Below are 23,609 nucleotides of genomic sequence, written 5' to 3' on the forward strand. Positions count from 1 at the left end.
GATGAAAACAATCGCCAGATTTTTACCCGGTGATGCCATCATTCGTCTGCAATGCATCATTATTGTGGTCGTCGCGCTGGTCTTCTCGGCCCTGCTTGGCAGCCGTTTTTTCAGCGTGGCTAACTTCCAGTCCATCAGCTCACAGCTACCGATCCTCGGCATGCTGGCGCTGGGAATGGGTATGACCATGCTGACCGGCGGCATTAACCTGTCCATTATTGCCGGAGCTAACGCCTGCTCGCTGGTAATGGCGGCAATCATTGTCGCCCATCCAGATAACCCTCTGTTCCTGGTCATCGCCCTGCTGGCGGGAGCTGCCGTGGCGGTAGCCATTGGTACGCTGAATGGCGCGCTGATCGCCTGGGTCGGCGTGTCGCCGATCCTCGCCACGCTCGGCACCATGACGCTTATCTCCGGGCTGAATATTCTGCTCTCTAACGGCACGGTCATTTCCGGCTTCCCGACCGCTATTCAATACCTGGGTAACGGCACGATTGCCGGTATCCCCGTGGCGCTACTGCTCTTTTTCCTCGTGGCCATCCTGCTGTGGGTATTGCTGGAACACACCACACTTGGGCGCAGCCTGTATCTCGTCGGGTCCAACGAACAGGCAACCCGCTACAGCGGCGTGAATACGGTACGGGTACAGATCTCCGTGTACGTCATTTCGGCCCTGCTCGGCTGGGTAGCCGCCATCCTGATGATGGCGAAATTTAACTCGGCAAAAGCCGGATACGGCGAATCCTATCTGCTGGTCACCATCCTCGCCTCGGTGCTGGGTGGCATCAACCCGGATGGCGGCTTCGGGCGTATTATCGGCCTGGTGCTGGCGCTCATTGTGCTGCAAATGCTGGAAAGCGGCCTTAACTTGCTGGGGGTCAGTAGCTATCTGACGATGGCGCTGTGGGGCGCGGTGCTGATCCTCTTTATCGCATTACAGAATCGTAAAGCCTGATTCCAGGAGAAAAAATTATGGCAAGTTACTTTATTGGTGTGGATGTCGGAACCGGTAGCGCCCGTGCAGGCGTATTTGATCTCAACGGCAGAATGGTCGGTCAGGCTAGCCGGGCGATTGAGATTTACCGTCCGCAGGCCGATTTCGTTGAGCAATCCTCAGATAACATCTGGCAGGCAGTGTGTAACGCGGTTCGTGATGCGATTAACCAGTCAGATATCAACCCGATTCAGGTGAAAGGTCTGGGCTTCGACGCCACCTGCTCGCTGGTGGTGCTCGATAAAGAAGGTAAACCGCTGACCATCAGCCCTTCCGGGCGCAGCGAACAAAACATTATTGTGTGGATGGATCACCGCGCCATTACTCAAGCCGAGCGCATTAACGCCCTGCATCATCGAGTGCTGGACTACGTCGGCGGGATTATCTCGCCGGAAATGCAAACGCCAAAACTGCTGTGGCTGAAGCAGCATATGCCCAACACCTGGGCCAATGCAGGCTACTACTTTGACCTGCCGGATTTCCTCACCTGGCGCGCGACAGGCGACGACACGCGCTCGCTGTGCTCGACGGTGTGTAAATGGACCTATATGGGTCATGAGGACAAATGGGATGCCAGCTATTTCCGCCAGATTGGGCTGGAAGACTTGTTGGAGCACGATGCCGCTAAAATTGGCCGCGACGTGAAAACGATGGGGGAACCGCTCGGTCATGGCCTTTCTGCACGGGCCGCCAGCGAAATGGGTCTGATCCCAGGGACCGCGGTCAGCGTGTCGATTATTGATGCCCACGCCGGAACGCTGGGCACCCTCGGCGCCAGCGGTGTGACCGGCGAAGTGGCTGATTTTGACCGCCGCGTCGCGCTGATTGGTGGCACGTCCACCGGTCATATGGCAATTTCTAAAGAGCCGCGCTTTATCAGCGGCGTCTGGGGTCCTTACTACTCCGCCGTCCTGCCGCAATACTGGCTCAACGAAGGCGGACAGTCGGCCACCGGCGCGTTAATCGACCACGTTATTCAGTCACACCCGTGCTACGACACGTTGCTGGCGCAGGCAAAATCACAGGGGCAGACCATTTACGAAGTGCTGAATGCGCTGCTGCGTAAAATGGCCGGCGAACCGGAAGATATCGCGTTTCTGACCCGCGATATGCACATTCTGCCCTATTTCCACGGTAACCGTTCCCCGCGCGCCAACCCTACGCTCACCGGTGCAATTACCGGCTTGAAGCTGTCCCGGACGCCGGAAGATATGGCGCTGCAGTATCTGGCGACCATTCAGGCCATTGCGCTGGGGACGCGGCATATTATCGAAACGATGAACCAAAGCGGGTATACCATCGATACCATTATGGCCAGCGGCGGCGGCACGAAAAACCCAATTTTCGTGCAGGAACATGCCAACGCCACCGGCTGTGCGATGCTGCTACCGGAAGAAAGTGAAGCCATGCTGCTGGGCAGCGCCATGATGGGAACCCTCGCCGCAGGTGTGTTCGATACCTTCCCGGAAGCGATGTCAGCGATGAGCCGCATTGGTAAAACGGTCACCCCGCAAACCAACCGTATTAAGCAGTACTACGATCGCAAATACCGGGTTTTCCACGAGATGTACCAGGACCATATGAAATACCGCCAGTTAATGCAGGAGGACGCATGAGTGATTCATGGTCCCAGGCGACCGGCGTATGGCAGCTCTACAGTGAGGCTCTGGCGGGATTGGGCCAGCATCTGACAGAGCAGACCTGGCAGTCTTTAATGACCGAACTGCGCGACTGCACAGGAAAAATTGTCGTCACTGGCGTCGGTACGTCCGGCATTGCCGCACGTAAAGTGGCGCATATGCTGGCCTGCGTCGAACGCCCGGCAATTTACCTCAATGCCACCGACGCTGCTCATGGCGACCTGGGTTTTTTACGCGCAGACGATCGGGTGATTATGCTGTCGCGCGGAGGGAATTCAGATGAGCTTACCCGACTGCTGCCGGGACTGGCTGCGAGAAACGTGCCGATAATTAGCGTGACGGAAAACCCAAACTCCGCCATCGCCAGCGCCTCACGGCTGGTGATTTCCACCGGCGTACAGCGCGAGGCCGATCCGCTGGACATGCTGGCGACCACCTCCATTATTCTGGTCCTGGCAATATTTGATGCCGCCTGCGCCTGTCTGATGAGCGAGAGTGGCTACTCTAAAGAAACGCTGTTAGCCGTGCATCCTGGCGGCGATGTGGGATTAACGCTGAGCCGTGGGCAGTAACGCCTGACAGCTGTTCCGGAGGTAATGGATCTGTTGCCTCCGGTATATTGCTACGTTCACCTTATGTTTTTCACTTATCTGAAATGATAGTACCCGTGAACGTGACCCTGAGCCGGAATCACATGTTCTCCATAATGCTTAACTGACAAACAGTACAGCCACTGGTAGTGTTTTTTTATATTGCAACAAAAGATAAAACAGTGAAAAAACGTGTTAACGCGCTGCGTTTAACTTCCGCCCACTGTTCCTCGCGTTAAAAATTCTGTGACGGTCTCCAGCATTCCTGGCGGAAAGGATTCCATTCTTCATTTCTATGAGCAAACTTTAGCTATTCTTACCAAACATACTTTCGGGAGACTCTACAGATGATGACAACGCTTGCCCCGCCATCTGTACTTTCTGCTCCCCAGCGCCGCTGCCATGTGCTGCTGACGCTGTTCCAGCCGGGGCAAATCGCGACCACCCAGACATTTAGCTCCCTCAATGGCGTCGAAGACGATGTGGTCCGCGAGGATATCATCGGCGCGGGGATTGAAATCCAGCGCTATCATCGTCTTACTATCATTGCCACGCAGAATGGTGGCTACCAGATCGCAGGATCGGCACTCAATCAACGATTGTGCTTTCTGCACTGGCTACGACGCGGCCTGCGGCTGTGCCCGGGCTTTATCACCGGGCAGTTCACACCAGCGTTAAAAATGCAGCTCAAACAACGCGGCATCGCCCGTACGCTGTATGACGACACCAATCTGCATGCGCTCATCAACCTCTGTTCCCGGCGACTGCAAAAGCCGTTTGAATGCCGGGATGTCCAGTTTCTGCGCCTGTTTTTACAGTACAGCCTGCTGCAACATCACGCCGGGCTCCACCCGGAGTTTAACCCGCTACAACAGCGCTGGGCGCAATCCTGCGCCGAGTATGCGCTCGCCGAAGAAATCGGTCGTCACTGGCAGCGCCGTGTGATGCAAAGTGCGCCACCGGGCGAGTCGCTGTTTATGGCGCTGCTGTTCTCGATGATCCGCATCCCCGATCCCATTCGCGATAACCATCAGCAGGACCGCCGCCTGCGTCTGGCCATTGCCCGACTGGTGCTACGTTTTCGCGAGAGCGGCAACGTCCGCTTCAGTGACGAACAAGGATTGAACGACCAGTTGTACGTGCATCTTGCTCAGGCGTTGAACCGTAGCGTGTTCGCGATTGGCATTGATAACACCCTGCCGGAGGAGTTCAGTCGGCTCTATCCCCGGCTGGTGCGCACCACGCGAGAAGCGCTCAAGGGATTTGAAGCGGAATACGAAGTGCATTTCTCTGAAGAAGAAGCGGGGCTAGTCGCCGTCATTTTTGGCGCATGGCTGATGCAGGAAAAAGATCTGCACGAGAAGCAAATCATTCTGCTGACGGGCAATAATGAACGACTGGAGACGCATATTGAGCAGCAATTGCGTGAGCTGACCCTGCTGCCGCTGAACGTAAAACATATGCCGATGCAGGACTTTCAGAAACAGGGCTCGCCGCGTGGCGTGGCGCTGATTATTACCCCGTACACCACGCCGCTACCGCTGTTTTCACCGCCGTTGATTCATGCGGATCTGTCGCTTACGCTGCATCAGCAGCAGCAGATCCGCAAAATCCTCGAATCATAACACCGGTGATTGCGCCGTCACTTTAGGCCGCAAGACGATGGCGGGCAGCGCCACCAGCGCCATAACCCAGAATACACCGCTGCCCATATTCTGGTACAGGTAACCAGCGAACACGGTCATGATGGCAATACTTCCGCCCATCGCAATGGCGGAATAGACCGCCTGCAAACGAATCACTTCACTGCTCTGGCGTGCGGCAATGTAGCGCATGGCCGCCAGGTGACACACGGTAAACGTACCGCAATGCAGGATTTGCACCACGATAAGCCACGGCAGCTCGGTGCTCCAGCCCATCAACCCCCAGCGCACCACGCCACACACGGCGGAGAGCAGCAACAGATCGCGGGCGCTAAAGCGGCGGAACAGCTTGTGGCTGAGAGCGAAGATAATCACTTCCGCGACCACACCCAGTGACCATAAATAGCCCACCGCTGACGCCGAATATCCGGCAGACTGCCAGTAAATAGCGCTGAAACCATAATAGGCGGCGTGCGCCCCTTGCAGCAGGCTCACGCAGGCAAGAAAGCGCCAGCTCTGCATAACCAGCTGACGCCATGCTGGCCATCCGGTACTCTCCTGCTGGCGAACTTCTCCCGCAGGCTGCACGCTCGGGCGGATCATCATACCCAGCAGCATTGACGCCAACGCCAGTGACAGCAGCACCAGGATCACCCGATAGTCATACAGGGTCACCAGCTTACCGGTCAGCGCCGAGCCAATCACAAAGGCCACAGACCCCCACAACCGCACCCGGCCATAATCCATGGTGATTTGCTTTTGCCAGGTATTCGCCAGCGCATCCGTCAGCGGCACCAGCGGCGAGAAGAACAGGTTAAACCCGACCATCACCACCATCAGCCACGCCACGTGCGTCCCCGCCCAGAAGGCCAGCGCAAACACCAGCGTCAGCAGCGCTAAAATGCGTAAAGCGGAAATCAGACGAGAGGGATCGCTCACGCGCGGCGCAATGAGCAAACTACCTAGAAAACGTGCAATTAACCCCGCGCCTAACAGCAGGCCGATGGTTTCAGGCGTCAGCCCCAACCCTTCGAGCCACACGCTCCAGAAAGGCAGAAAAATCCCGTAGCTAAAAAAGTAGGTGAAATAACCGAGCGCCAGCCAGCGCGTGGAGTGCAAAACCATGATTCCCTCCCGTTTGGAGGCGATAGTCTGGCGATAAACCCCGGCTGGCCCGGCATGTGGTGGGCATTCACCGGATGCGTCTGCGGTTCGAGGCAAAGGAACTCCTCACCCGACATTCTGAACAGCATAAGACACGGAGTTTGCGCCAGAATCGTGAGCTTCATCACATCGCGTTGAATGACCGCCTGCCCGCCCCAGCCGGAATACCCCACGTTCAGCCAGGCGTCCTCGCCATACTGTGCGCGAGTGAAATCAGCCGCTGGTGGGATATCGTGCTGCCAGGGTAACGGCAGGTGTTGCGCCCCTTCCGGCCAGTAGCCGCTGGCAGAAAACTGCGCCGTACTGCGCGCATCAAAGGCAAAAAACGGATGGAAGCCACAGCCGTACAACATCGGTCGTTCACCGCTGTGGGTGAGGGTCAACGAGGCATGCAGGCTGGACGCTTCCAGTTGATAGCACAGCTGCGCCGTATAGTCGTAACCGCACGGATGCCAGCCGCGTAAGCGCAGCAAACAGCCGCTTTGAGTCGCATTAACCACCTCCCAGCGCCGCAGCCAGCCGTCACCGTGTAAGAAGAATTTATCGTCCGCCTCATGCTGCGGCAAAACCACCTCTTCCCCCCGCAGCAGAAAGCGATTACCTGCCACCCGGTTAGCCAGCGGTAACATGGGGAACAGGCCGCAATCCCCCGGTTGTTTCCCCTGGCCCTCACGTAAAACCGGTTGTTGATGTTGTAACGACACCAGACTCAACAGCGACCCGCCCTGAGGGTCAACGCACATCCGCAGATGTGCGTTTTGTAGCATCAAAAGGTTGTCCATTACCGGACGCTACGTGGTTGGGCCGAAGGGCTGACTTTGCTATGCTGCGCCGCCAGCTGTTCTTCCAGCGCTTCCAGGGTGACGCCCTTGGTTTCCGGCACATGGCGCAGAACGTAAACATAACCCATGGCACAAATCACACCGTACAGCAGGAAGCTCCCGGCCGCACCCAGGCTGGCATTGAGCAGCGGGAAGGTGTAGGTCAGCAGGAAACAGGCAATCCACAGTGCCAGCGTACCCAGCGACATCGCCAGACCACGCACGCGGTTAGGGAAAATTTCCGACAGAAGCACCCAGGTCACCGGGGCCAGCGTCAGGGCGTAAATAGCGATTGCCGCCAACACCAGTACCAACACCGGCCATCCCATAATGCCCAAGCCGTAGGCACTGGCAATCAGCACATAGATAACGGTCAGCCCCGATGCGCCAAACAGCATCAGTTTGCGACGGCCAATTTTGTCCACCAGCGGCAGAGCGGCAAGGGTGAAGACCAGATTAATGATCCCCGTCGCCACGATTGATTTTAACGTACCGTTGATATCGAACCCGGCGGAGGCAAAGATCTCCTGCGCATAGTTGAAGATAACGTTAATCCCACACCACTGCTGGAATACGGCCAGCACCATACCAATAATCACGATCGGTTTGATCTGCGGTTGCAGCAGCGTAGACCAGGCGACCTTGTGATTATCTTTTTGCAGCGTGTGTTCAATCTCCTTCAGGGTTTGCTCTGCATACGATGTACTGCCAATCCGTTGCAGCATGGCGCGTGCGCGCTCAGGTTTCCCGGCCTTCACCAACCAGCGCGGAGATTCCGGCACAAAGAACATCAGTACAAGAAACGCCAGAGCGGGGACTAACTCGGCACCGAACATCCAGCGCCAGCCCGTCTGACCGTTCCAGCTTTCCACAATCGCCTGCTGGGTCGCGCCAGTGGCAACGGGTTCAGCAATCATCAGATTGATAAGCTGCGCCGCCAGCACGCCAATCACGATGGTCAGTTGGTTAACGGCAACAAAACGACCGCGCTTTTCAGCCGGGCTGACTTCAGCGATGTACAGTGGACTCAGCGCCGACGCCAGACCAATCCCCACCCCGCCGACGATACGATAGACAATAAACATATCGAAATTGCTGGCAACGGCGGTGCCCCAGGCAGAGGCACTGAAGAGTATCGCAGAGAGGATCAGCGGCATTTTTCGACCAAACTTGTCGGCACACCAGCCGGAGATCAGCGCACCAAAAATACAGCCGACCAACGCCGAGCTCATCGCCCAGCCGGACTGCGCCGGATCGGTAATCGAGAAATACGCTTCATAGAAGGGTTTCGCCCCACCAATCACTACCCAGTCATAGCCAAACAGTAAACCACCGCAGGCCGCAACCAGGCAGATAGTCCAGACATAGCCAATCTTTAAATGTGTCTGCGCGTTATTCATTATCATTCCTCTTTCAGGGAAACGCAGGGAACAGAAGGTTTCAGGTGGGGTTGCCCCACCCGATCAGGGTGTTACTGGAAAAGCGATATGTTGATGGCGTGACGCAGCAGCAAGGCTTTGTCGTGCGCCGGATGACGTTGCAATAGCGCATCAAGGTCATGCTGGCAGGCTGGCAGATTGCCCAGCCCTAGGTGCCCAAGCGCGTTGATGAACAGACAGTGTTGCTGATGTTTCTCGTGTGCAGAGGTATCCAACACCACTAAATCAGGCAGCGATACGGCAAAGAAATCGACGTCCGGTACCTGGTCATGCTGCGTATCAACCCACTGCAGGAAGCTGTGGAACAGCGTGTCCGCTTGCGCGGTGTCCCCCATCGCTTTCAACGCCATGCCTTGCCAGAACAGATAGTCCACCGGCTGGTCGTTGTAATAACGTCCGGCGTCAAGCGAACTACCGCCCCGCGTTGCCCGCACAAAATAGCGCTGGGCCTCGTCATGGTGTCCCTGCTGCTGTGCGCAATATCCCAGCAAATACCAGATGTCGTTATCCGTTTGTCCGGGTAAACGTCCTTCGCCGAGGTTCTGCGGGTAGTGCAGCGCCTGTTGCAGCAAGACGATGGCAGCCGGGAAATCGTTGATGTGAACAGCGGCCAGTGCCCGATGCAGTTGATTGAGCAGATACTGCCCGGTGGCTTTGCCTTCACCGCCTTCCCACGGGTGGAACACGCGCTCGTTGAGCACGGCCGCCGCGGCATCATAGTGACCCACGCCATTCCATAAACTGAGCAGTTCTACCGTCAGGTCATCACGATGGAAAACCACCTCCTTGCTGGCTTCCAGCCTTGCCAAACGCTGTTTAGCCGGTTGTGCCAGAAGTTTATTGAGGTAGTCGAGCTCAAACAGGAAGCGCGCATTTTTCGGCTCCAGCGCCACGGCCTGCGACAGATAACGCTCTGCCAGTTGGGCATCATGCTGCTTGTTCCAGGCATAAATCCCCAGCAATCGGTGTACCGGGGCAAAATCCGGCTCCTGCTCAAGCGTGAATTGCCAGCAGGAGACCGCCTCGTCATAACGTCGTTTGCTATACCAGAAACAGCCGAGCAAATAGCGGGCAAACGCGCTATGCGCCAGCGTTTGTAGCATCTGCACTTCACCCAGCGTATTGGGGAATCGCACACGGTTTTGCAGACACTCGCGAGCGCGCATGATGAAAGACTGAGGGTTATCACTGAGTGAAGCCCGCCACAACATCGGCAGCGTTTCCTGGCTGTCGAGCAGTTCCAGCACATCGCGCGCCGCATCTTGCTGCCCCAAAGAAGTCAGCCAACCCGCCAGCTCGCAGGCATTGGTACCACGTCGCCCGGTAACGGACAGCAGTGCGGCGGCTGAATCTTCGTCCTGGCCGATAGCCCAGCGCGCATAGTGCAGGGTGTAACTCAGCGGATAGTCAGCCAGCTGCTGGCGAATATATTCCAGCGCCTGCTCGCTGCGATCAAGCTTCGCCAGCACCAACGCTTTCAGCCCCATCGCCAGGTTATTACTGCCGTTGAAACGCAGACTCTGATCGACCTTCTCCAGCGCACCAGCATAGTCTGCACGCTTCATCGCCAGACGAGCCAGCGACCAGAAGGCGGCATCGCGACAGTTACCGCTCCAGCTTGCCTTGTAGTAACTCTCCCACGCACCGTCATTATCACCCTGACGTTCCAGAGCGGCGGCCAGCAGCATGCTCGCCTCGCCATCACGCGGATTTTTATTGAGTTTATGCGCGCGTTCAAGCGCCGCACGCGCACAGTGCTCGGCCAATGCCCAGTCCGCCCGGTTTAGCGCCAGCGTTCCCAGCGCCACATTATTGCGGTAATCCAGCGGATCAACCTCCAGCGCGCGGCGATAATAATCCTCTGCATAACGGCTGGCGTGATTGTATTGTTCCAGATGCTGACCAATAAAATAGAGTTCATCGGTATTGGACAGCGCCTCTGGCAGTGCCGGCGCAACGGCGGCCGAAGGCAGCGGTAATTCTTCGGCAATGTGCTCTTCGTATTGCAGCAGCGACGAGCCATCCGCGCGGGTCACGGCCATGGTCACCCGCTCGTGACCGCGATCGGACACCTCAGCCAGCCAGCTTTTGCCCGGCTCAAGGGTCAGCATCTGTTCATAAAACGGTTTCCCATCAGCAGAAAGCGTAACCAACACGTCGTGCAGCGGCGCAATAGCGTAAACGCCAACAGAGAGCTGGCCATTGTCACGCACCAGACGCAGCGCCAGTTGAGTGCTGGCGTTTTGCACCATGCCGAGTTCGCTGTAGGGCAGGAAGTTTTGTACGAAGACTTTCTCTTCGTACGGCGCAAGCCAGGTAAAGTCCGGCTGGTTATCAGTAAAGACCCCGGTCATCAGTTCAATATACGGCCCGTTGTCATCGGTCAGGTTGCGATCCCAGGCGACGCCAAACTCACCGTATCCCCAGGTCCACTGTTTTTTCCCTGGCGAAACGTGGTGATCGGCGACATGCAGCAGTCCGCCGCGTTCGCTATGGTGCCACGCGCCGACAAAGTCATAGTTCGATTTTTCAGCCATATAGGAGGTCGGAACCGGCACGTTTTTGTAGCGTGAGATATCCACGCCCGCGGAGTAATCCACTTTGTAATAAGTGCCGGTCGCTATCGGGAACGCGGAAACATCGCGCTTGCCATGGTCAAAAACGGCAGTCACATCCGGCGGGAACACGCTCTGATGATCGTCCCCGCCCTTCACCGCAGGATTCGCCCACCATAAGAAATGGCGCGGCGTGGCATTACCGTTAAACACTTTTCCGGTTATCTCAATCAGGGCGCGATCCGGATACAGCGTGAATCCTGTCATCACCTGCAAGCCACGCATCGGCTCAACTTCACCCATCCACACCGTGTATTCGCCCTGCTCGCCCTGCTGTTGAGTAAAATCAACCGGCATAAAGGTGGTGGGACGGTGATGCTGAGGCCAGTTAAACTCAATGCCGCCGGAGATCCACGGCCCGAGCAGGCCCACCAGCGCAGGTTTGACGACTTCGTTGTAGTAGACGAAATCGCGCTGTTGTACTTTGTCATAGGCGCGATGAATACGCCCCCCCAACTCCGGCAGCAGCATGATGCGAATGAAGTCATTCTCCATCCACACCGCTTTGTAGTCGCGCATTTCACGCTTGCCGGTTAGCGTATCAATCACGCCATAGGGATACACCGCACCAGAAGATCCCTGATAAACCCGTTTCTCAAGGAACATCGGGTTAGCGTCTTCCTCGCCTGCCGTCCACGTTGGGAGGGTGATCGTTTCCTGCCAGACCTTCACTGAACCGTACATGCCGCTCTCCACTCAATAAACAAAAGTAAAAATTTAACTTGAGGCTATTCTGCGGCAGTTAAGTGGCGTTAAAATGCGCAATGCTCACGCAATACAGTAAAGGGAGTTAAGTGAATGCAGCGTTCGGGGTTCAACAACGCCAGGGTTCGCCAGGCGAATAAACAGATCTTTTTATCGCACCTGTGGCGGGAAAAGCAGCTCAGCAAATCACAACTGGCACAGCTCACCGGCTTGTCGATCCCGGCGGTCAGCAATATTCTCGAAGAGTTGATGGATGAAGGGCGGATCGACCATTCCCGCGAGATATTAAGCCAGCGCGGTTTGAGCAGCGGCAGCTTTCATTTGCCGGAAAAAGGGGCCTGGACATTATGCATCAACGTCACCCCCACCAGCATCACCAGCCAGTTGGCAGATGCGCGCCTGGTCGCAGTCGGTGACTGGCGGCATGAACTGATCAATCCCGAGACGCCAAAAGCGCTATTGACCGCGTTGGCAGCGCACTGGCGGGAATACCGTCGGCACTATCCTGAGGTCACAATCAACCTCGCGCTGGGCGTTCACGGTCAGGTTGATCCGATTACCGGCGCATCAAAGACCATGCCACAGGCACCGTGGAAAACAGCGGTGGAAATAAAGTATTTGCTGGAAGAAATGCTCGGCGTGCAGGTCCTGCTGGATAATGACTGCGTGATGCTGGCGCTGGCGGAAAAGTGGCAGAACCCGGCGGCGAACGGCGATTTTTGCGTGATTAACGTTGATTACGGCATTGGTTCATCGTTCGTCATCAACGACAACATCTGGCGCGGCAGTTTGTTTGGCAGCGGCCAGATTGGACATACCATAATCAACCCTGACGGCATCGCCTGTGACTGCGGTCGTTACGGCTGTCTGGAAACGGTCGCCTCATTAAGCGCCCTGAAAAAGCAGGCTCGCGTGTGGATGAAATCTCAGCCTGCCCCCCATTACGATCCAGAAACGCTGACCACCGATCAGCTGATTGACGCCTGGCAACAGGGCGATGTCCGTATTCAGGCGTGGGCCGAGCACGCTGCCAGCGCCATTGGCCTGAGTTTATATAACTTCTTGAATATATTAAATATTAACCAGATTTGGTTATACGGTCGCAGCTGTGCCTTTGGCGAAATCTGGCTCAATACGCTGGTACAGCAAACCGGGTTTAATCCGTTTGATCACGGCGATAGCCCACGTGCCAGAGCCACGCAAATAAGTTTCGGTCAGCTTAATCGCTCGCAGCAGTTGATGGGTATTGGCTATCTGTATGTGGAATCACAGCTTAGCGAACTGTCATGATAATGCCGCCAGGGGCACGGCTAAACGATCCTGCGCCAACGCGATAAAATCCTGCAGGGCGGGCTTCAACTCGCCCTTTTTCCAGGCCATCAGCAACGCAATGGTCGGCACATCACCGGCGATAGGGCGAAAAACCACCTGGCCGGTATTAAAATTATTCATATAACCGGGTATCAAAGTCACCCCCAGCCCCATACCAACCAGGTTCATGGTCACCAGAATATTGGTGGCGACCTGCACAATATTGGGTTGGCTTTCCTGCTGTTGAAACCACGCTTTGACAATCTTCGCCAACGCGCCGGAATAGGCCGGATCGGTACTGACAAAGTTCACGCCGTTCAGCTGCTGGGCTGAAATCGTTTTCTCGCTGGCTAACGGGTGGTTAACTGGCAGTACCACGACCAGCGGCTCATGAATCAGTTCCAGATAGTCGAGTTCCGGGCTGTAAATCGGATGGCGCATTAAGCCAACATCCAGCTCGCCGCGCAGGATTTTCTCTTCCTGCTCAGTGGTTATCAGGCTCACCAGTTCAATATGCGTGTCCGGTTGTTTTAAACGAAACAGCGGCAGAACCTTCGGCAGCAGATTCACCTCCGCGGAAGGGACAAACCCAATCGAGAAATGACAGTCTTCCTGCACCGCCTTACGGGCGCGAATTTTGGCATTTTCTGCTTGTTCAAGGATCGCCAGCGCATCCTGCAAAAAGCACTCCCCTGCTGCCGTTAGCGCGACTTTGCGTTTATCCCGCACCAGCAGCGTCACCCCGATGCAGGCTTCCAGATCGCGGATCTGGCTGCTTAACGACGGCTGAGAGGTATGCAACTTCTCTGCCGCACGGGTGAAATTCAGCGCCTGCGCCACCGCGACGAAATAGCGTAAGTGCCTCAGTTCCATACCCTGCTCCTTGTTATCGAAAAAACGTCTCAGCTGGTAGATATTTACTATTTCACAGATTGATAACTAACCAGCAACATCCTTGGGGTACAAAAAAAGAAGGTCAATACATCTTAGCTTTCGGGATTAAAAAATATGACCACACCCTCAAATTTAGACATCTACTCACTGATCGACACGCAAAATGGTCGCGTAACCCCACGGATTTATACCGACCCCGACATTTACCAACTGGAACTGGAACGCATCTTCGGACGCTGCTGGCTGTTTCTCGCTCACGAAAGTCAGATCCCGAAGCCGGGTGACTTTTTCAATACCTACATGGGCGAGGATGCGGTGGTGGTCGTGCGACAAAAAGACGGCAGCATCAAAGCCTTTCTCAATCAGTGCCGACACCGCGCCATGCGTGTCAGCTACGCCGACTGCGGCAATACCCGCGCTTTTACCTGTCCGTATCACGGTTGGTCTTACGGCATTAACGGCGAGCTGATTGACGTGCCGCTGGAGCCACGCGCCTACCCGCAAGGGCTGTGCAAGTCCCATTGGGGGCTGAACGAAGTGCCCGGCGTCGAGAGCTACAAGGGGCTAATCTTCGGCAACTGGGACACCACCGCGCCTGCGCTGCGTGATTATCTCGGCGACATCGCCTGGTACCTGGACGGCGTACTGGATCGTCGCGAAGGCGGCACCGAAATCGTTGGCGGCGTACAGAAATGGGTGATCGACTGCAACTGGAAATTCCCCGCTGAGCAGTTCGCCAGCGACCAGTATCACGCGTTGTTTAGCCACGCTTCTGCCGTGCAGGTGCTCGGCGCCAAAGATGACGGCAGCGACAAACGCCTCGGCGACGGGCAAACCGCACGTCCGGTGTGGGAAACCGCCAAAGATGCACTGCAGTTCGGTCAGGATGGGCACGGCAGCGGATTTTTCTTTACTGAAAATCCCGATGCCAACGTCTGGGTCGACGGCGACGTCTCCAGCTACTATCGCGACACCTACGCCGAAGCCGAGCAACGACTGGGCAAGGTTCGCGCTCTGCGTCTGGCGGGTCATAACAACATTTTCCCGACGCTGTCCTGGCTGAACGGCACCGCCACACTACGCATCTGGCACCCGCGCGGGCCGGATCAGGTCGAAGTGTGGGCGTTCTGTATTGCCGATAAAGCGGCCTCTGATGACGTAAAAGCCGCGTTTGAAAACAGCGCCACCCGCGCCTTCGGCCCGGCTGGTTTTCTTGAACAAGATGATTCAGAAAACTGGTGCGAGATCCAGAAGCTGCTCAAAGGCCACCGCGCTCGGAACAGCCAGCTGTGTCTGGAAATGGGCTTGGGTCAGGAAAAACGTCGTGAAGACGGCATTCCGGGGATCACCAACTACATCTTCTCGGAAACGGCCGCACGCGGGATGTACCAGCGTTGGGCCGATTTGCTAAGCAGCGAAAGCTGGCAGGAAGTGCAGGAAAAAACCACCGCTTACCAGCAGGAGGTAATGAAATGAGCGCGTTAGTTTCTCTGGAACTGCATCATCGCATTACCCAGTTTCTCTACCACGAAGCCAGCTTGCTGGATGACTGGAAGTTTCGCGACTGGCTGGCGCAGCTTGACGACGAGATCCGTTACACCATGCGTACGACGGTGAATGCCCAGACTCGCGACCGCCGCAAAGGGGTGCAGCCGCCGACCACCTGGATTTTCAACGACAACAAAGATCAGCTCGAGCGCCGCATTGCACGTCTGGAAACCGGCATGGCCTGGGCAGAAGAGCCGCCGTCGCGCACCCGGCATCTGATCAGCAACCTGCAAGTTAGCGAAACCGACGTTCCCGATGTGTTTCGCGTCCGACTGAACTACCTGCTGTCTCGCGCACAAAAAGAGCGGGATGAAACCTTATACGTTGGCATGCGCGTGGACAAAGTACGCCGCTTGCCGGGCGATGAGTGGCGTTTACTGGAGCGTGAGATCGTGCTGGATCAGGCGGTGATCTCCTCCCATAACCTGAGTGTACTGTTCTGATGAATCGTATCTTTGCCTGCCCCGTAGGGGATTTGCCGGAAGGTGAAGCGCTGCGGCTCGACACCTCGCCGGTCATCGCGTTGTTTAACGTTGGCGGTGCGTTTTATGCCATTAACGACCGCTGCAGCCACGGTAATGCCTCGATGTCGGAAGGGTATCTGGAAGACGATGCCACCGTGGAGTGCCCACTGCACGCCGCCAGTTTCTGCCTGAAAACCGGCAAAGCGTTGTGCCTGCCCGCCACCGATCCGCTGACCACCTATGCGGTGCACGTAGAAGGCGGCGAGGTATTTATTGATATGCCTGAGGGGGCCTGATGAGCGATTTACGCGATAACGTCGTCTTTATTACCGGCGGCGGTTCCGGCCTGGGCCTGGCGCTGGTCGAGCGCTTTATTGAAGAAGGTGCGCGGGTCGCTACACTGGAGCTCTCCGCTGCCAAAGTCGCCTACCTGCGCCAGCGTTTTGGTGAGCATGTGCTGGCGGTGGAGGGGAATGTCACCCGCTACGCCGACTATCAGCGCGCGGTGGATAACATTCTCACGCGATACGGTACGCTCGATTGCTTTATCGGCAATGCGGGAATTTGGGATCATAACGCCTCGCTGGTAAACACCTCTGCCGAGGCACTGGAAACCGGCTTTCACGAGTTATTCAATGTCAACGTGCTGGGATATCTGTTGGGGGCCAAAGCCTGCGCCCCCGCGCTTATCGCCAGCGAAGGCAGCATCATTTTTACCCTGTCCAACGCAGCATGGTACCCCGGCGGCGGCGGTCCGCTGTATACCGCCAGCAAGCATGCAGCAACCGGTCTGATTCGCCAGTTAGCCTACGAGCTGGCACCCAAAGTTCGCGTCAACGGCGTGGGGCCATGCGGTATGGCGACCGACCTGCGCGGCCCGCAGGCGCTGGGTCAGAGCGATACATCGATTATGCAGTCGCTAACGCCGGAAAAAATTGCCGCCATTTTGCCGCTGCAGTTTTTCCCGGAGCCGGCAGATTTTACCGGCCCGTATGTGATGCTGGCGTCACGGCGCAATAACCGCACGCTGAGCGGCGTGATGATCAATGCCGACGCCGGTCTGGGCATTCGCGGGATTCGTCACGTTGCCGCCGGACTGGATCTCTGAGGAGGCATTATGTACCACAATATCATCGCCATTGTCGGCGGCGGACAGGCCGCGGCAATGGCGGCAGCCGCACTGCGTCAACAGGGGTTTGACGGCGAGATCCATCTGTTTTCCGATGAACCGCATCTGCCCTACGAACGCCCTCCACTTTCCAAAACCATGCTGTTGGACGACGTGCCGCAGCTGCAGCCGGTGCTGAACGCAGACTGGTGGCGGGATAATAATGTTCAGCTGCATCTGGGCGTCACCGTTCAAACGCTCGGGCGAGAAACGCAAACGCTGGTACTGGCTGACGGACAGACCTACCCGTGGGATCAATTACTGATTGCCACAGGCGCAGCGGCACGCCCGTTCCCATTACTGGATACGCTCGGTGACCGCGGCTTCACGCTGCGCCACGCCGGAGATGCAGCGCGTCTACGAGACGCGCTCAGCCCCGGGCAGTCGATCGCTATTGTCGGAGCCGGAACCATCGGACTTGAGCTGGCTGCCAGCGCCACGCAGCGCGGTTGTCAGGTCACCGTCATTGAACTGGCTGCCACGGTGATGGGTCGCAACGCTCCGCCGCCGATACAACGTTATCTGGCCGCCCGCCACCAGCAGGCTGGCGTACATTTGCTGCTGAATAATGCGATTGAACAGGTGGCTGGCGGGGAACGCATCGCCCTCACGCTGCAACGTGGCGAACAGCTTCAGGTTGATAGCGTGATCTACGGTATCGGGATTGTCGCCAACGACGGGCTTGCCCGTGATGCGGGTCTTGATGTGGCAAACGGCATTATCATTGATGCGTCGTGCAGAACCGTCGATCCGAACATTTTTGCCGCCGGAGATGTGGCAGTACAGCGTTCGCCAGACGGTACGCTGCAACGTTGCGAAAGCTGGGAAAACGCCAATAATCAGGCGCAAACGGCCGCGGCAGCCATGCTGGGGCTGACACTCCCGACGCTACCTCCGCCCTGGTTCTGGACCGATCAGTTCAGCGACAACCTGCAGTTTATTGGCGATATGCGTAGTGATGGGTGGGTCGTTCGCGGCAGTCCAGATGACGGCAAGGCTATCTGGTTTAACCTGCAAAACGAGGTGATAGTCGGCGCGGTAACGCTCAACCAGGGACGAGAAATGCGGCAGCTGCGCAAGTGGATTCAGGCAAAGAAAAAGCCGCTGTTAGCGGCTTTACTTGATGAGACGGTGACGCTTAAGTCGATATAACTGCCGGATGGCACTGCGTTTATCCGGCCTACAAGTAACTCATATGTAGGCCGGATAAGGTGTTTACACCGCCATCCGGCAATCCGTATGACTTATGCGTAAACCGGGAAGCGAGCGCAGATATCCAGCACTTTGGCTTTAATGCGTTCGATAGTGGCTTCATCATTGATGTTGTCCAGAATGTCACACATCCAGCCAGCCAGTTCTTTCACTTCCGCTTCTTTAAAGCCGCGACGGGTCACTGCCGGAGAACCAATACGGACACCGGAGGTCACGAACGGGCTCTTCGGATCGTTCGGTACGCTGTTTTTGTTAACCGTGATGTTCGCACGGCCCAGCGCCGCATCGGCTTCTTTACCGGTCAAGTTTTTGTCGACCAGATCCAGCAGGAACAGGTGGTTTTCAGTGCCGCCAGAAACCACTTTGTAGCCGCGGTTCAGGAACACTTCAACCATCGCTTTGGCGTTTTTCGCAACCTGCTGCTGGTAAACTTTGAACTCTGGCTCCATCGCTTCTTTCAGCGCCACAGCTTTTGCCGCGATCACGTGCATCAGCGGGCCGCCCTGTGCGCTTGGGAACACAGCGGAGTTCAGTTTTTTGTACAGCTCTTCGCTGCCGTCTTTTGCCAGGATCAGGCCGCCGCGCGGACCCGCCAGGGTTTTGTGGGTCGTGGTGGTAACAACGTGTGCATGCGGAACCGGGTTCGGGTATACGCCTGCAGCAATCAGACCGGCAACGTGTGCCATGTCGACGAACAGGTATGCACCGATGCTGTCAGCGATTTCACGCATTTTTGCCCAGTCAACCACACCGGAGTACGCAGAGAAGCCACCGATAATCATCTTCGGTTTGTGGGCCTGAGCCTGCTTAGCCATGTCTTCGTAGTCAATCTTGCCGGATTCATCGATGCCGTAAGGGACGATGTTGTACAGTTTGCCGGAGAAGTTGACCGGGGAACCGTGAGTCAGGTGACCGCCTTGCGCCAGGTTCATACCCAGAACGGTATCGCCCGGCTGCAGCAGCGCAGTGTAGACCGCGAAGTTAGCCTGAGAACCCGAGTGCGGTTGGACGTTAGCGTAGTCGGCACCAAACAGTTCTTTCGCGCGGTCAATCGCCAGTTGTTCAACGATATCCACATACTCGCAACCGCCGTAGTAGCGCTTGCCCGGATAACCTTCAGCGTATTTGTTGGTCAGCTGAGAACCCTGCGCCTGCATGACACGCGGGCTGGTGTAGTTTTCGGAGGCGATCAGTTCGATGTGCTCTTCCTGACGTACTTTTTCCTGCTCCATAGCCTGCCACAGTTCGGCATCATAATCGGCAATGTTCATTTCACGCTTTAACATCCGCATCTCCTGACTCAGCTAACAATAGAATTTCGGCCTAAAAAGGCAGTCCTGTTGGACGACGGCCAACAGTATAACCGAATCAATCTTCGATAACAGGTCTTGACAAAGGATTTTACGCAAACGATTACCTTCACAGTACACAAGGCTTTGGAGAATAATGACATGGCAAATTTCAACGGATTTCTTTTCAGGTTTGTGATGCAGATTTTTCAAGTTGTAACCTTTACAACGCAAAATTACAAAGAACCATTTACAATGCAGGGGTATTTTTTATAAGATGTATTTGACATACATCATTAAAGCCTCAGATAAAGGAAGACCGTATGCTTGACGCACAAACCATCGCTACAGTGAAAGCCACTATTCCCCTGCTGGTCGAAACCGGCCCGAAACTGACCGCCCATTTCTACGATCGCATGTTTACGCATAACCCGGAACTCAAAGAAATCTTCAACATGAGTAACCAGCGTAATGGCGATCAGCGTGAAGCGTTGTTTAACGCTATCGCCGCTTACGCCAGCAATATCGACAACCTGGCGGCGCTGTTGCCTGCGGTCGAAAAAATTGCCCAGAAGCATACCAGCTTTCAGATTCAGCCTGAGCAGTACAACATCGTGGGCGGTCACCTGCTGGCAACGCTGGACGAGATGTTCAGCCCAGGGCAAGAAGTGCTGGATGCGTGGGGTAAAGCGTATGGCGTGCTGGCTGACGTCTTCATCAACCGCGAAGCGCAGATTTACAGTGAGAACGCCAACAAAAATGGCGGCTGGGAAGGTACCCGTCCCTTCCGCATTGTGGCAAAAACGCCGCGTAGCGCATTAATTACCAGCTTTGAGTTTGAGCCCGTCGACGGCGGTGCGGTGGCTGAATACCATCCGGGGCAGTATCTGGGCGTCTGGCTTAAGCCGGAAGGTTTCCCGCATCAGGAAATTCGTCAGTACTCTCTGACCCGCAAACCGGATGGCAAGGGTTACCGCATTGCAGTTAAGCGTGAAGACGGCGGTCAGGTTTCAAGCTGGCTGCATAACCATGCGAAAGTCGGTGACATCGTTCATTTAGCCGCACCGGCAGGCGATTTCTTTATGGATGTCGCCACCGATACTCCGGTGTCGCTGATTTCCGCAGGCGTTGGTCAGACCCCGATGCTGGCAATGCTGGATACACTGGCGAAAGCTGGACACACGGCGCAGGTAAACTGGTTCCACGCGGCAGAAAACGGCGATGTGCATGCCTTTGCTGATGAAGTGAATGAGCTGGGCAACTCACTGCCGCGCTTTAGTGCCCACACCTGGTATCGTGAACCGAATGAAGCAGACCGTGAAAAAGGCGCGTATGACAGCGTGGGCCTGATGGATCTGAATAAACTGGAAGGTGCAATCAGCGATCCGGCGATGCAGTTTTATCTGTGCGGTCCGGTCGGCTTTATGCAGTTTGCCGCGAAGCAGCTGATCGGTCTGGGTGTGAAGAACGAGAATATTCATTACGAATGCTTCGGTCCGCATAAAGTCCTGTAATTACGTCATGCCTGATGGCGCTGCGCTTATCAGGCCTACGGGGTTTTGTAGGCCTGATAAGGTGTTTACACCGCCATCCGGCAAGCACGGCGCGGCTTAAATTGCTGCGTCGTCTTCTTCGCCAGTACGGATACGCACCACGCGTGCCACGTCAAAGACAAAAATCTTACCGTCGCCAATTTTACCCGTTTGAGCCGTGCGAATAATGGTATCGACACAGGTATCCACGATGTCGTCGGTAACCACAATTTCAATTTTTACCTTCGGCAGAAAATCCACCATGTACTCCGCACCACGGTACAGCTCGGTATGGCCCTTCTGACGGCCAAAGCCTTTCACTTCCGTTACGGTCATACCGGTAATGCCCACTTCTGCCAGCGCTTCGCGGACGTCGTCGAGCTTGAAGGGTTTAATAATCGCATCAATCTTTTTCATGGTTTTCCTGTCGTTTTTATCGCGTAACCGGCTGCTCACCGTATCATAAATCAGTCGTATTTACGGTGCTACTCTTTAAAGTCGTTTGCATCCAGCTCATGTCGAGAAAGCAATTTATAGAATTCGGTGCGGTTGCGCCCCGCCATTCGCGCTGCGTGGGTCACGTTGCCTTTGGTTATTTGCAGCAGCTTACGCAGGTAGTTCAGTTCAAACTGGTTACGCGCTTCAACAAAGGTTGGCAAGGCGGTATTTTCACCTTCCAGTGCCTGCTCCACCAGCGCGTCACTGATCACTGGCGATGAGGTGAGCGCCACGCATTGTTCGATAACGTTGACCAGTTGACGCACGTTGCCCGGCCAGCTGGCGGTCATTAAACGCTTCATGGCATCGGTCGAGAATGCGCGCACAAACGGTTTGTGCCGTTCAGCGGACTGACGCAGCAGATGGTTTGCCAGCAAGGGAATGTCTTCCGTACGTTCAGCCAGCGGCGGGATCTTCAGGCTCACCACGTTAAGGCGGTAGTAGAGATCCTCACGGAATTCGCCCCGCGCCATCGCTTTGGGTAAGTCGCGGTGCGTTGCGGAGACAATCCGCACGTCAATGTCGATATCACGGTTGCTGCCAAGGGGGCGAACTTTACGCTCCTGCAACACACGCAGCAATTTCACCTGCAATGGCGCGGGCATATCGCCTATCTCATCCAGAAACAGCGTCCCGCCCTCGGCGGCCTGAAATAGCCCCTCACGATTGCTCACCGCCCCGGTAAACGCGCCACGCGCATGACCAAACAGCTCGGACTCGAGCAATTGTTCCGGCAACGCGCCGCAGTTAATCGCAATAAAAGGTTTGCTACCGCGCGGGCTGGCGTTATGGATAGCCTGGGCAAAAATTTCTTTGCCGGTACCGCTTTGACCGTTGATCAGCACGCTGACGTCCGATTGCGCCACCATACGCGCCTGCTCTAACAGACGCAGCATCAACGGGCTGCGGGTGACAACCGATTCGCGCCAGCCGTCATCGGTCGCCGGGGCAGATTGTTCCAGCGCCCCGTCAATGGCGTTGTATAACGCGTCTTTATCGACCGGTTTGGTCAGAAAACTAAACACGCCCTGCTGAGTTGCAGCTACCGCATCCGGAATTGAACCATGCGCGGTCAGGATAATAACCGGCATACCCGGCTGGACTTTCTGGATTTCGGTAAACAACTGCATGCCGTCCATTTCATCCATGCGCAGATCGCTGATGATCAGATCCACCTTTTCACGGTTAAGCACCCGTAACCCTTCCTGCCCGCTTTCCGCCGTCACGACGCTGTAGCCTTCACTGGTTAAACGCATGCCGAGTAATTTCAACAATCCCGGATCGTCATCGACCAGCAGCAAATGTGCGGGTTTACGGCTTATCATGGCGTTACCTCCTCGCTCGAGGACCCGGTGCCCCCGGCATCGTCAGGTGTGGAGAGTTTTTCATTCCCGTGCAGCGCATCAGGATTGTAACTGCCGGCAGGCTTGCGCGTGGAAAGCTGACGCTCAATATCGGTCAGATTTTCCAGTTTGCGGGTAGTGAGATCGAGCTGCGTCTGCAAATACTGTTGCTGCTGACGCAGCGTATCAAGATCGCTGTCTGACGACTGTTGAAGTTTGCTGTAGCGCATGCGCTCTTCGGCCAACTGTAACTGCAGAGTTTGGCCGCTAAACCAGACCTGATACAGCGGCCGTACCTGCGCCGGAATTTGCGGACTGAGCGCATCAAGTCGCGTCACCACATCTCGTCTTTCCGGCGGCGTGATATTGGCACTGGCGAGCAGGATCCCGCGCTTGAACGCGCCCTGCCAGGTGTCAGTGAGTTGGGTACTGGCTTCACTACGGGCTTGAACCGGCATCAGGCGGTCAGCACAGTCCATGGCGCGCAGCCAGTACAACGGATTGCTGTCCGTAGACTGCCCCTGCAGTGACCAGATATCTGCGCACTCGGTTGAAAGGTAATCCGCCAACTGATGGGGCGGAATTTTCTCCTGTGACGGATCGCCGATAATATGATCCACCGCGTTCGGCACACACCCCACCAGCGCCAGGCACGGCAAGCTTAGCAATAATGCGCGGCGGAAAAAATGTCGTTTAAGCATTCGGACAACAACGTGTGGCATACTCACCAGACTTAGAT

The 23,609-nt window shown here is 56.0% G+C and carries 19 protein-coding genes and 2 pseudogenes; 12 read left to right on the plus strand and 9 right to left on the minus strand.

The genetic code is table 11. The annotated features are described in order from the left end of the window. Position 1: 1 nt before the first annotated feature. The 4 genes from M2374_RS07185 to csiE all read left to right on the plus strand — a co-directional run bounded on the left by M2374_RS07185 (position 2) and on the right by csiE (position 4,849). Complete coding sequence (locus M2374_RS07185) at positions 2-955, plus strand: ABC transporter permease (protein ID WP_096756157.1); 954 nt, start codon at positions 2-4, stop codon at positions 953-955. 17 nt (positions 956-972) lie between these two features. Then, entirely contained in the window at positions 973-2,610 is a 1,638-nt protein-coding gene (locus M2374_RS07190; protein ID WP_096756156.1) for an FGGY-family carbohydrate kinase, read from the plus strand. Beyond that, positions 2,607-3,206, plus strand: coding sequence for an SIS domain-containing protein (locus tag M2374_RS07195; protein WP_115257774.1), 600 nt, complete (start codon positions 2,607-2,609; stop codon positions 3,204-3,206). The genes M2374_RS07190 and M2374_RS07195 overlap by 4 nt, the downstream gene beginning before the upstream one ends. Before the next feature lie 365 nt (positions 3,207-3,571). Beyond that, positions 3,572-4,849, plus strand: a complete 1,278-nt coding sequence (gene csiE / locus M2374_RS07200) for a stationary phase inducible protein CsiE (RefSeq protein ID WP_181688872.1) — start codon at positions 3,572-3,574, stop codon at positions 4,847-4,849. Here the strand turns inward: csiE and M2374_RS07205 are convergent. The 4 genes and pseudogenes from M2374_RS07205 to M2374_RS07220 all read right to left on the minus strand — a co-directional run bounded on the left by M2374_RS07205 (position 4,844) and on the right by M2374_RS07220 (position 11,590). Beyond that, entirely contained in the window at positions 4,844-5,992 is a 1,149-nt protein-coding gene (locus M2374_RS07205) for a 3-phenylpropionate MFS transporter (RefSeq protein WP_096756153.1), read from the minus strand. The genes csiE and M2374_RS07205 overlap by 6 nt on opposite strands. A 38-nt stretch (positions 5,993-6,030) precedes the next feature. Next, a pseudogene (locus M2374_RS07210) lies at positions 6,031-6,813 on the minus strand (aldose 1-epimerase); the annotation flags it as partial. Then, positions 6,813-8,252 carry a sugar porter family MFS transporter gene (locus M2374_RS07215; RefSeq protein WP_181688870.1) on the minus strand — a complete coding sequence of 480 codons (1,440 nt, stop codon included), beginning with the start codon at positions 8,250-8,252 and terminating at the stop codon, positions 6,813-6,815. The pseudogene M2374_RS07210 and the gene M2374_RS07215, both read right to left, overlap by 1 nt. Before the next feature lie 71 nt (positions 8,253-8,323). Then, positions 8,324-11,590 (minus strand): DUF5107 domain-containing protein, encoded by a 3,267-nt coding sequence (locus M2374_RS07220; RefSeq protein WP_181688869.1) that lies wholly within the window; start codon positions 11,588-11,590, stop codon positions 8,324-8,326. A 114-nt stretch (positions 11,591-11,704) separates the two neighbouring features. On the opposite strand from M2374_RS07220, the gene M2374_RS07225 reads away from it, so the two are divergent. Next, positions 11,705-12,901: an ROK family transcriptional regulator gene (locus tag M2374_RS07225; protein WP_181688868.1), complete on the plus strand. Its 1,197-nt coding sequence runs from the start codon at positions 11,705-11,707 to the stop codon at positions 12,899-12,901. Here the strand turns inward: M2374_RS07225 and hcaR are convergent. Then, positions 12,896-13,795 (minus strand): DNA-binding transcriptional regulator HcaR, encoded by a 900-nt coding sequence (gene hcaR, locus M2374_RS07230; protein WP_117343497.1) that lies wholly within the window; start codon positions 13,793-13,795, stop codon positions 12,896-12,898. The genes M2374_RS07225 and hcaR overlap by 6 nt on opposite strands. A gap of 135 nt (positions 13,796-13,930) precedes the next feature. Here hcaR and hcaE point away from each other — a divergent pair, with 135 nt between their 5' ends. From hcaE to hcaD, 5 genes are read left to right on the plus strand one after another with little or no spacing between them, the layout of a single operon-like run. Beyond that, a complete protein-coding gene (gene hcaE / locus M2374_RS07235) occupies positions 13,931-15,292 on the plus strand; it encodes a 3-phenylpropionate/cinnamic acid dioxygenase subunit alpha (RefSeq protein WP_115257767.1) in 1,362 nt (453 codons plus the stop codon). Next, the gene (gene hcaF, locus M2374_RS07240; RefSeq protein WP_135911591.1) at positions 15,289-15,807 is read left to right on the plus strand and encodes a 3-phenylpropionate/cinnamic acid dioxygenase subunit beta; all 519 of its coding nucleotides are present in this window, start codon (positions 15,289-15,291) and stop codon (positions 15,805-15,807) included. The genes hcaE and hcaF overlap by 4 nt, the downstream gene beginning before the upstream one ends. Beyond that, complete coding sequence (gene hcaC / locus M2374_RS07245) at positions 15,807-16,124, plus strand: 3-phenylpropionate/cinnamic acid dioxygenase ferredoxin subunit (RefSeq protein WP_181688867.1); 318 nt, start codon at positions 15,807-15,809, stop codon at positions 16,122-16,124. The genes hcaF and hcaC overlap by 1 nt, the downstream gene beginning before the upstream one ends. Further along, positions 16,124-16,936 carry a 3-phenylpropionate-dihydrodiol/cinnamic acid-dihydrodiol dehydrogenase gene (gene hcaB / locus M2374_RS07250; RefSeq protein ID WP_181498489.1) on the plus strand — a complete coding sequence of 271 codons (813 nt, stop codon included), beginning with the start codon at positions 16,124-16,126 and terminating at the stop codon, positions 16,934-16,936. The genes hcaC and hcaB overlap by 1 nt, the downstream gene beginning before the upstream one ends. Before the next feature lie 9 nt (positions 16,937-16,945). Continuing rightward, positions 16,946-18,148 carry a phenylpropionate dioxygenase ferredoxin reductase subunit gene (gene hcaD, locus M2374_RS07255; protein WP_117343495.1) on the plus strand — a complete coding sequence of 401 codons (1,203 nt, stop codon included), beginning with the start codon at positions 16,946-16,948 and terminating at the stop codon, positions 18,146-18,148. A gap of 92 nt (positions 18,149-18,240) precedes the next feature. On the opposite strand, the gene glyA is transcribed toward hcaD, so the two are convergent. Next, positions 18,241-19,494 carry a serine hydroxymethyltransferase gene (gene glyA, locus M2374_RS07260; RefSeq protein WP_115257762.1) on the minus strand — a complete coding sequence of 418 codons (1,254 nt, stop codon included), beginning with the start codon at positions 19,492-19,494 and terminating at the stop codon, positions 18,241-18,243. Positions 19,495-19,820: 326 nt separating this feature from the next. Between glyA and hmpA the strand changes: the two genes are divergently transcribed. Then, complete coding sequence (hmpA, locus tag M2374_RS07265) at positions 19,821-21,011, plus strand: NO-inducible flavohemoprotein (RefSeq protein WP_135911588.1); 1,191 nt, start codon at positions 19,821-19,823, stop codon at positions 21,009-21,011. 4 nt (positions 21,012-21,015) lie between these two features. Further along, positions 21,016-21,111, plus strand: a pseudogene (locus M2374_RS22335) (hypothetical protein); the annotation flags it as partial. Here the strand turns inward: M2374_RS22335 and glnB are convergent. From glnB to qseG, 3 genes are all read right to left on the minus strand, one after another. After that, positions 21,108-21,446: a nitrogen regulatory protein P-II gene (gene glnB, locus M2374_RS07270; RefSeq protein WP_002438074.1), complete on the minus strand. Its 339-nt coding sequence runs from the start codon at positions 21,444-21,446 to the stop codon at positions 21,108-21,110. The pseudogene M2374_RS22335 and the gene glnB overlap by 4 nt on opposite strands. Before the next feature lie 68 nt (positions 21,447-21,514). After that, positions 21,515-22,849, minus strand: a complete 1,335-nt coding sequence (gene glrR, locus M2374_RS07275; RefSeq protein WP_310471100.1) for a two-component system response regulator GlrR — start codon at positions 22,847-22,849, stop codon at positions 21,515-21,517. After that, a complete protein-coding gene (gene qseG / locus M2374_RS07280; protein ID WP_181689112.1) occupies positions 22,849-23,592 on the minus strand; it encodes a two-component system QseEF-associated lipoprotein QseG in 744 nt (247 codons plus the stop codon). The genes glrR and qseG overlap by 1 nt, the downstream gene beginning before the upstream one ends. Positions 23,593-23,609 lie beyond the last annotated feature (17 nt).

It is taken from the genome of Citrobacter sp. JUb117 (assembly GCF_024809055.1).
Lineage (GTDB): Bacteria > Pseudomonadota > Gammaproteobacteria > Enterobacterales > Enterobacteriaceae > Citrobacter > Citrobacter gillenii.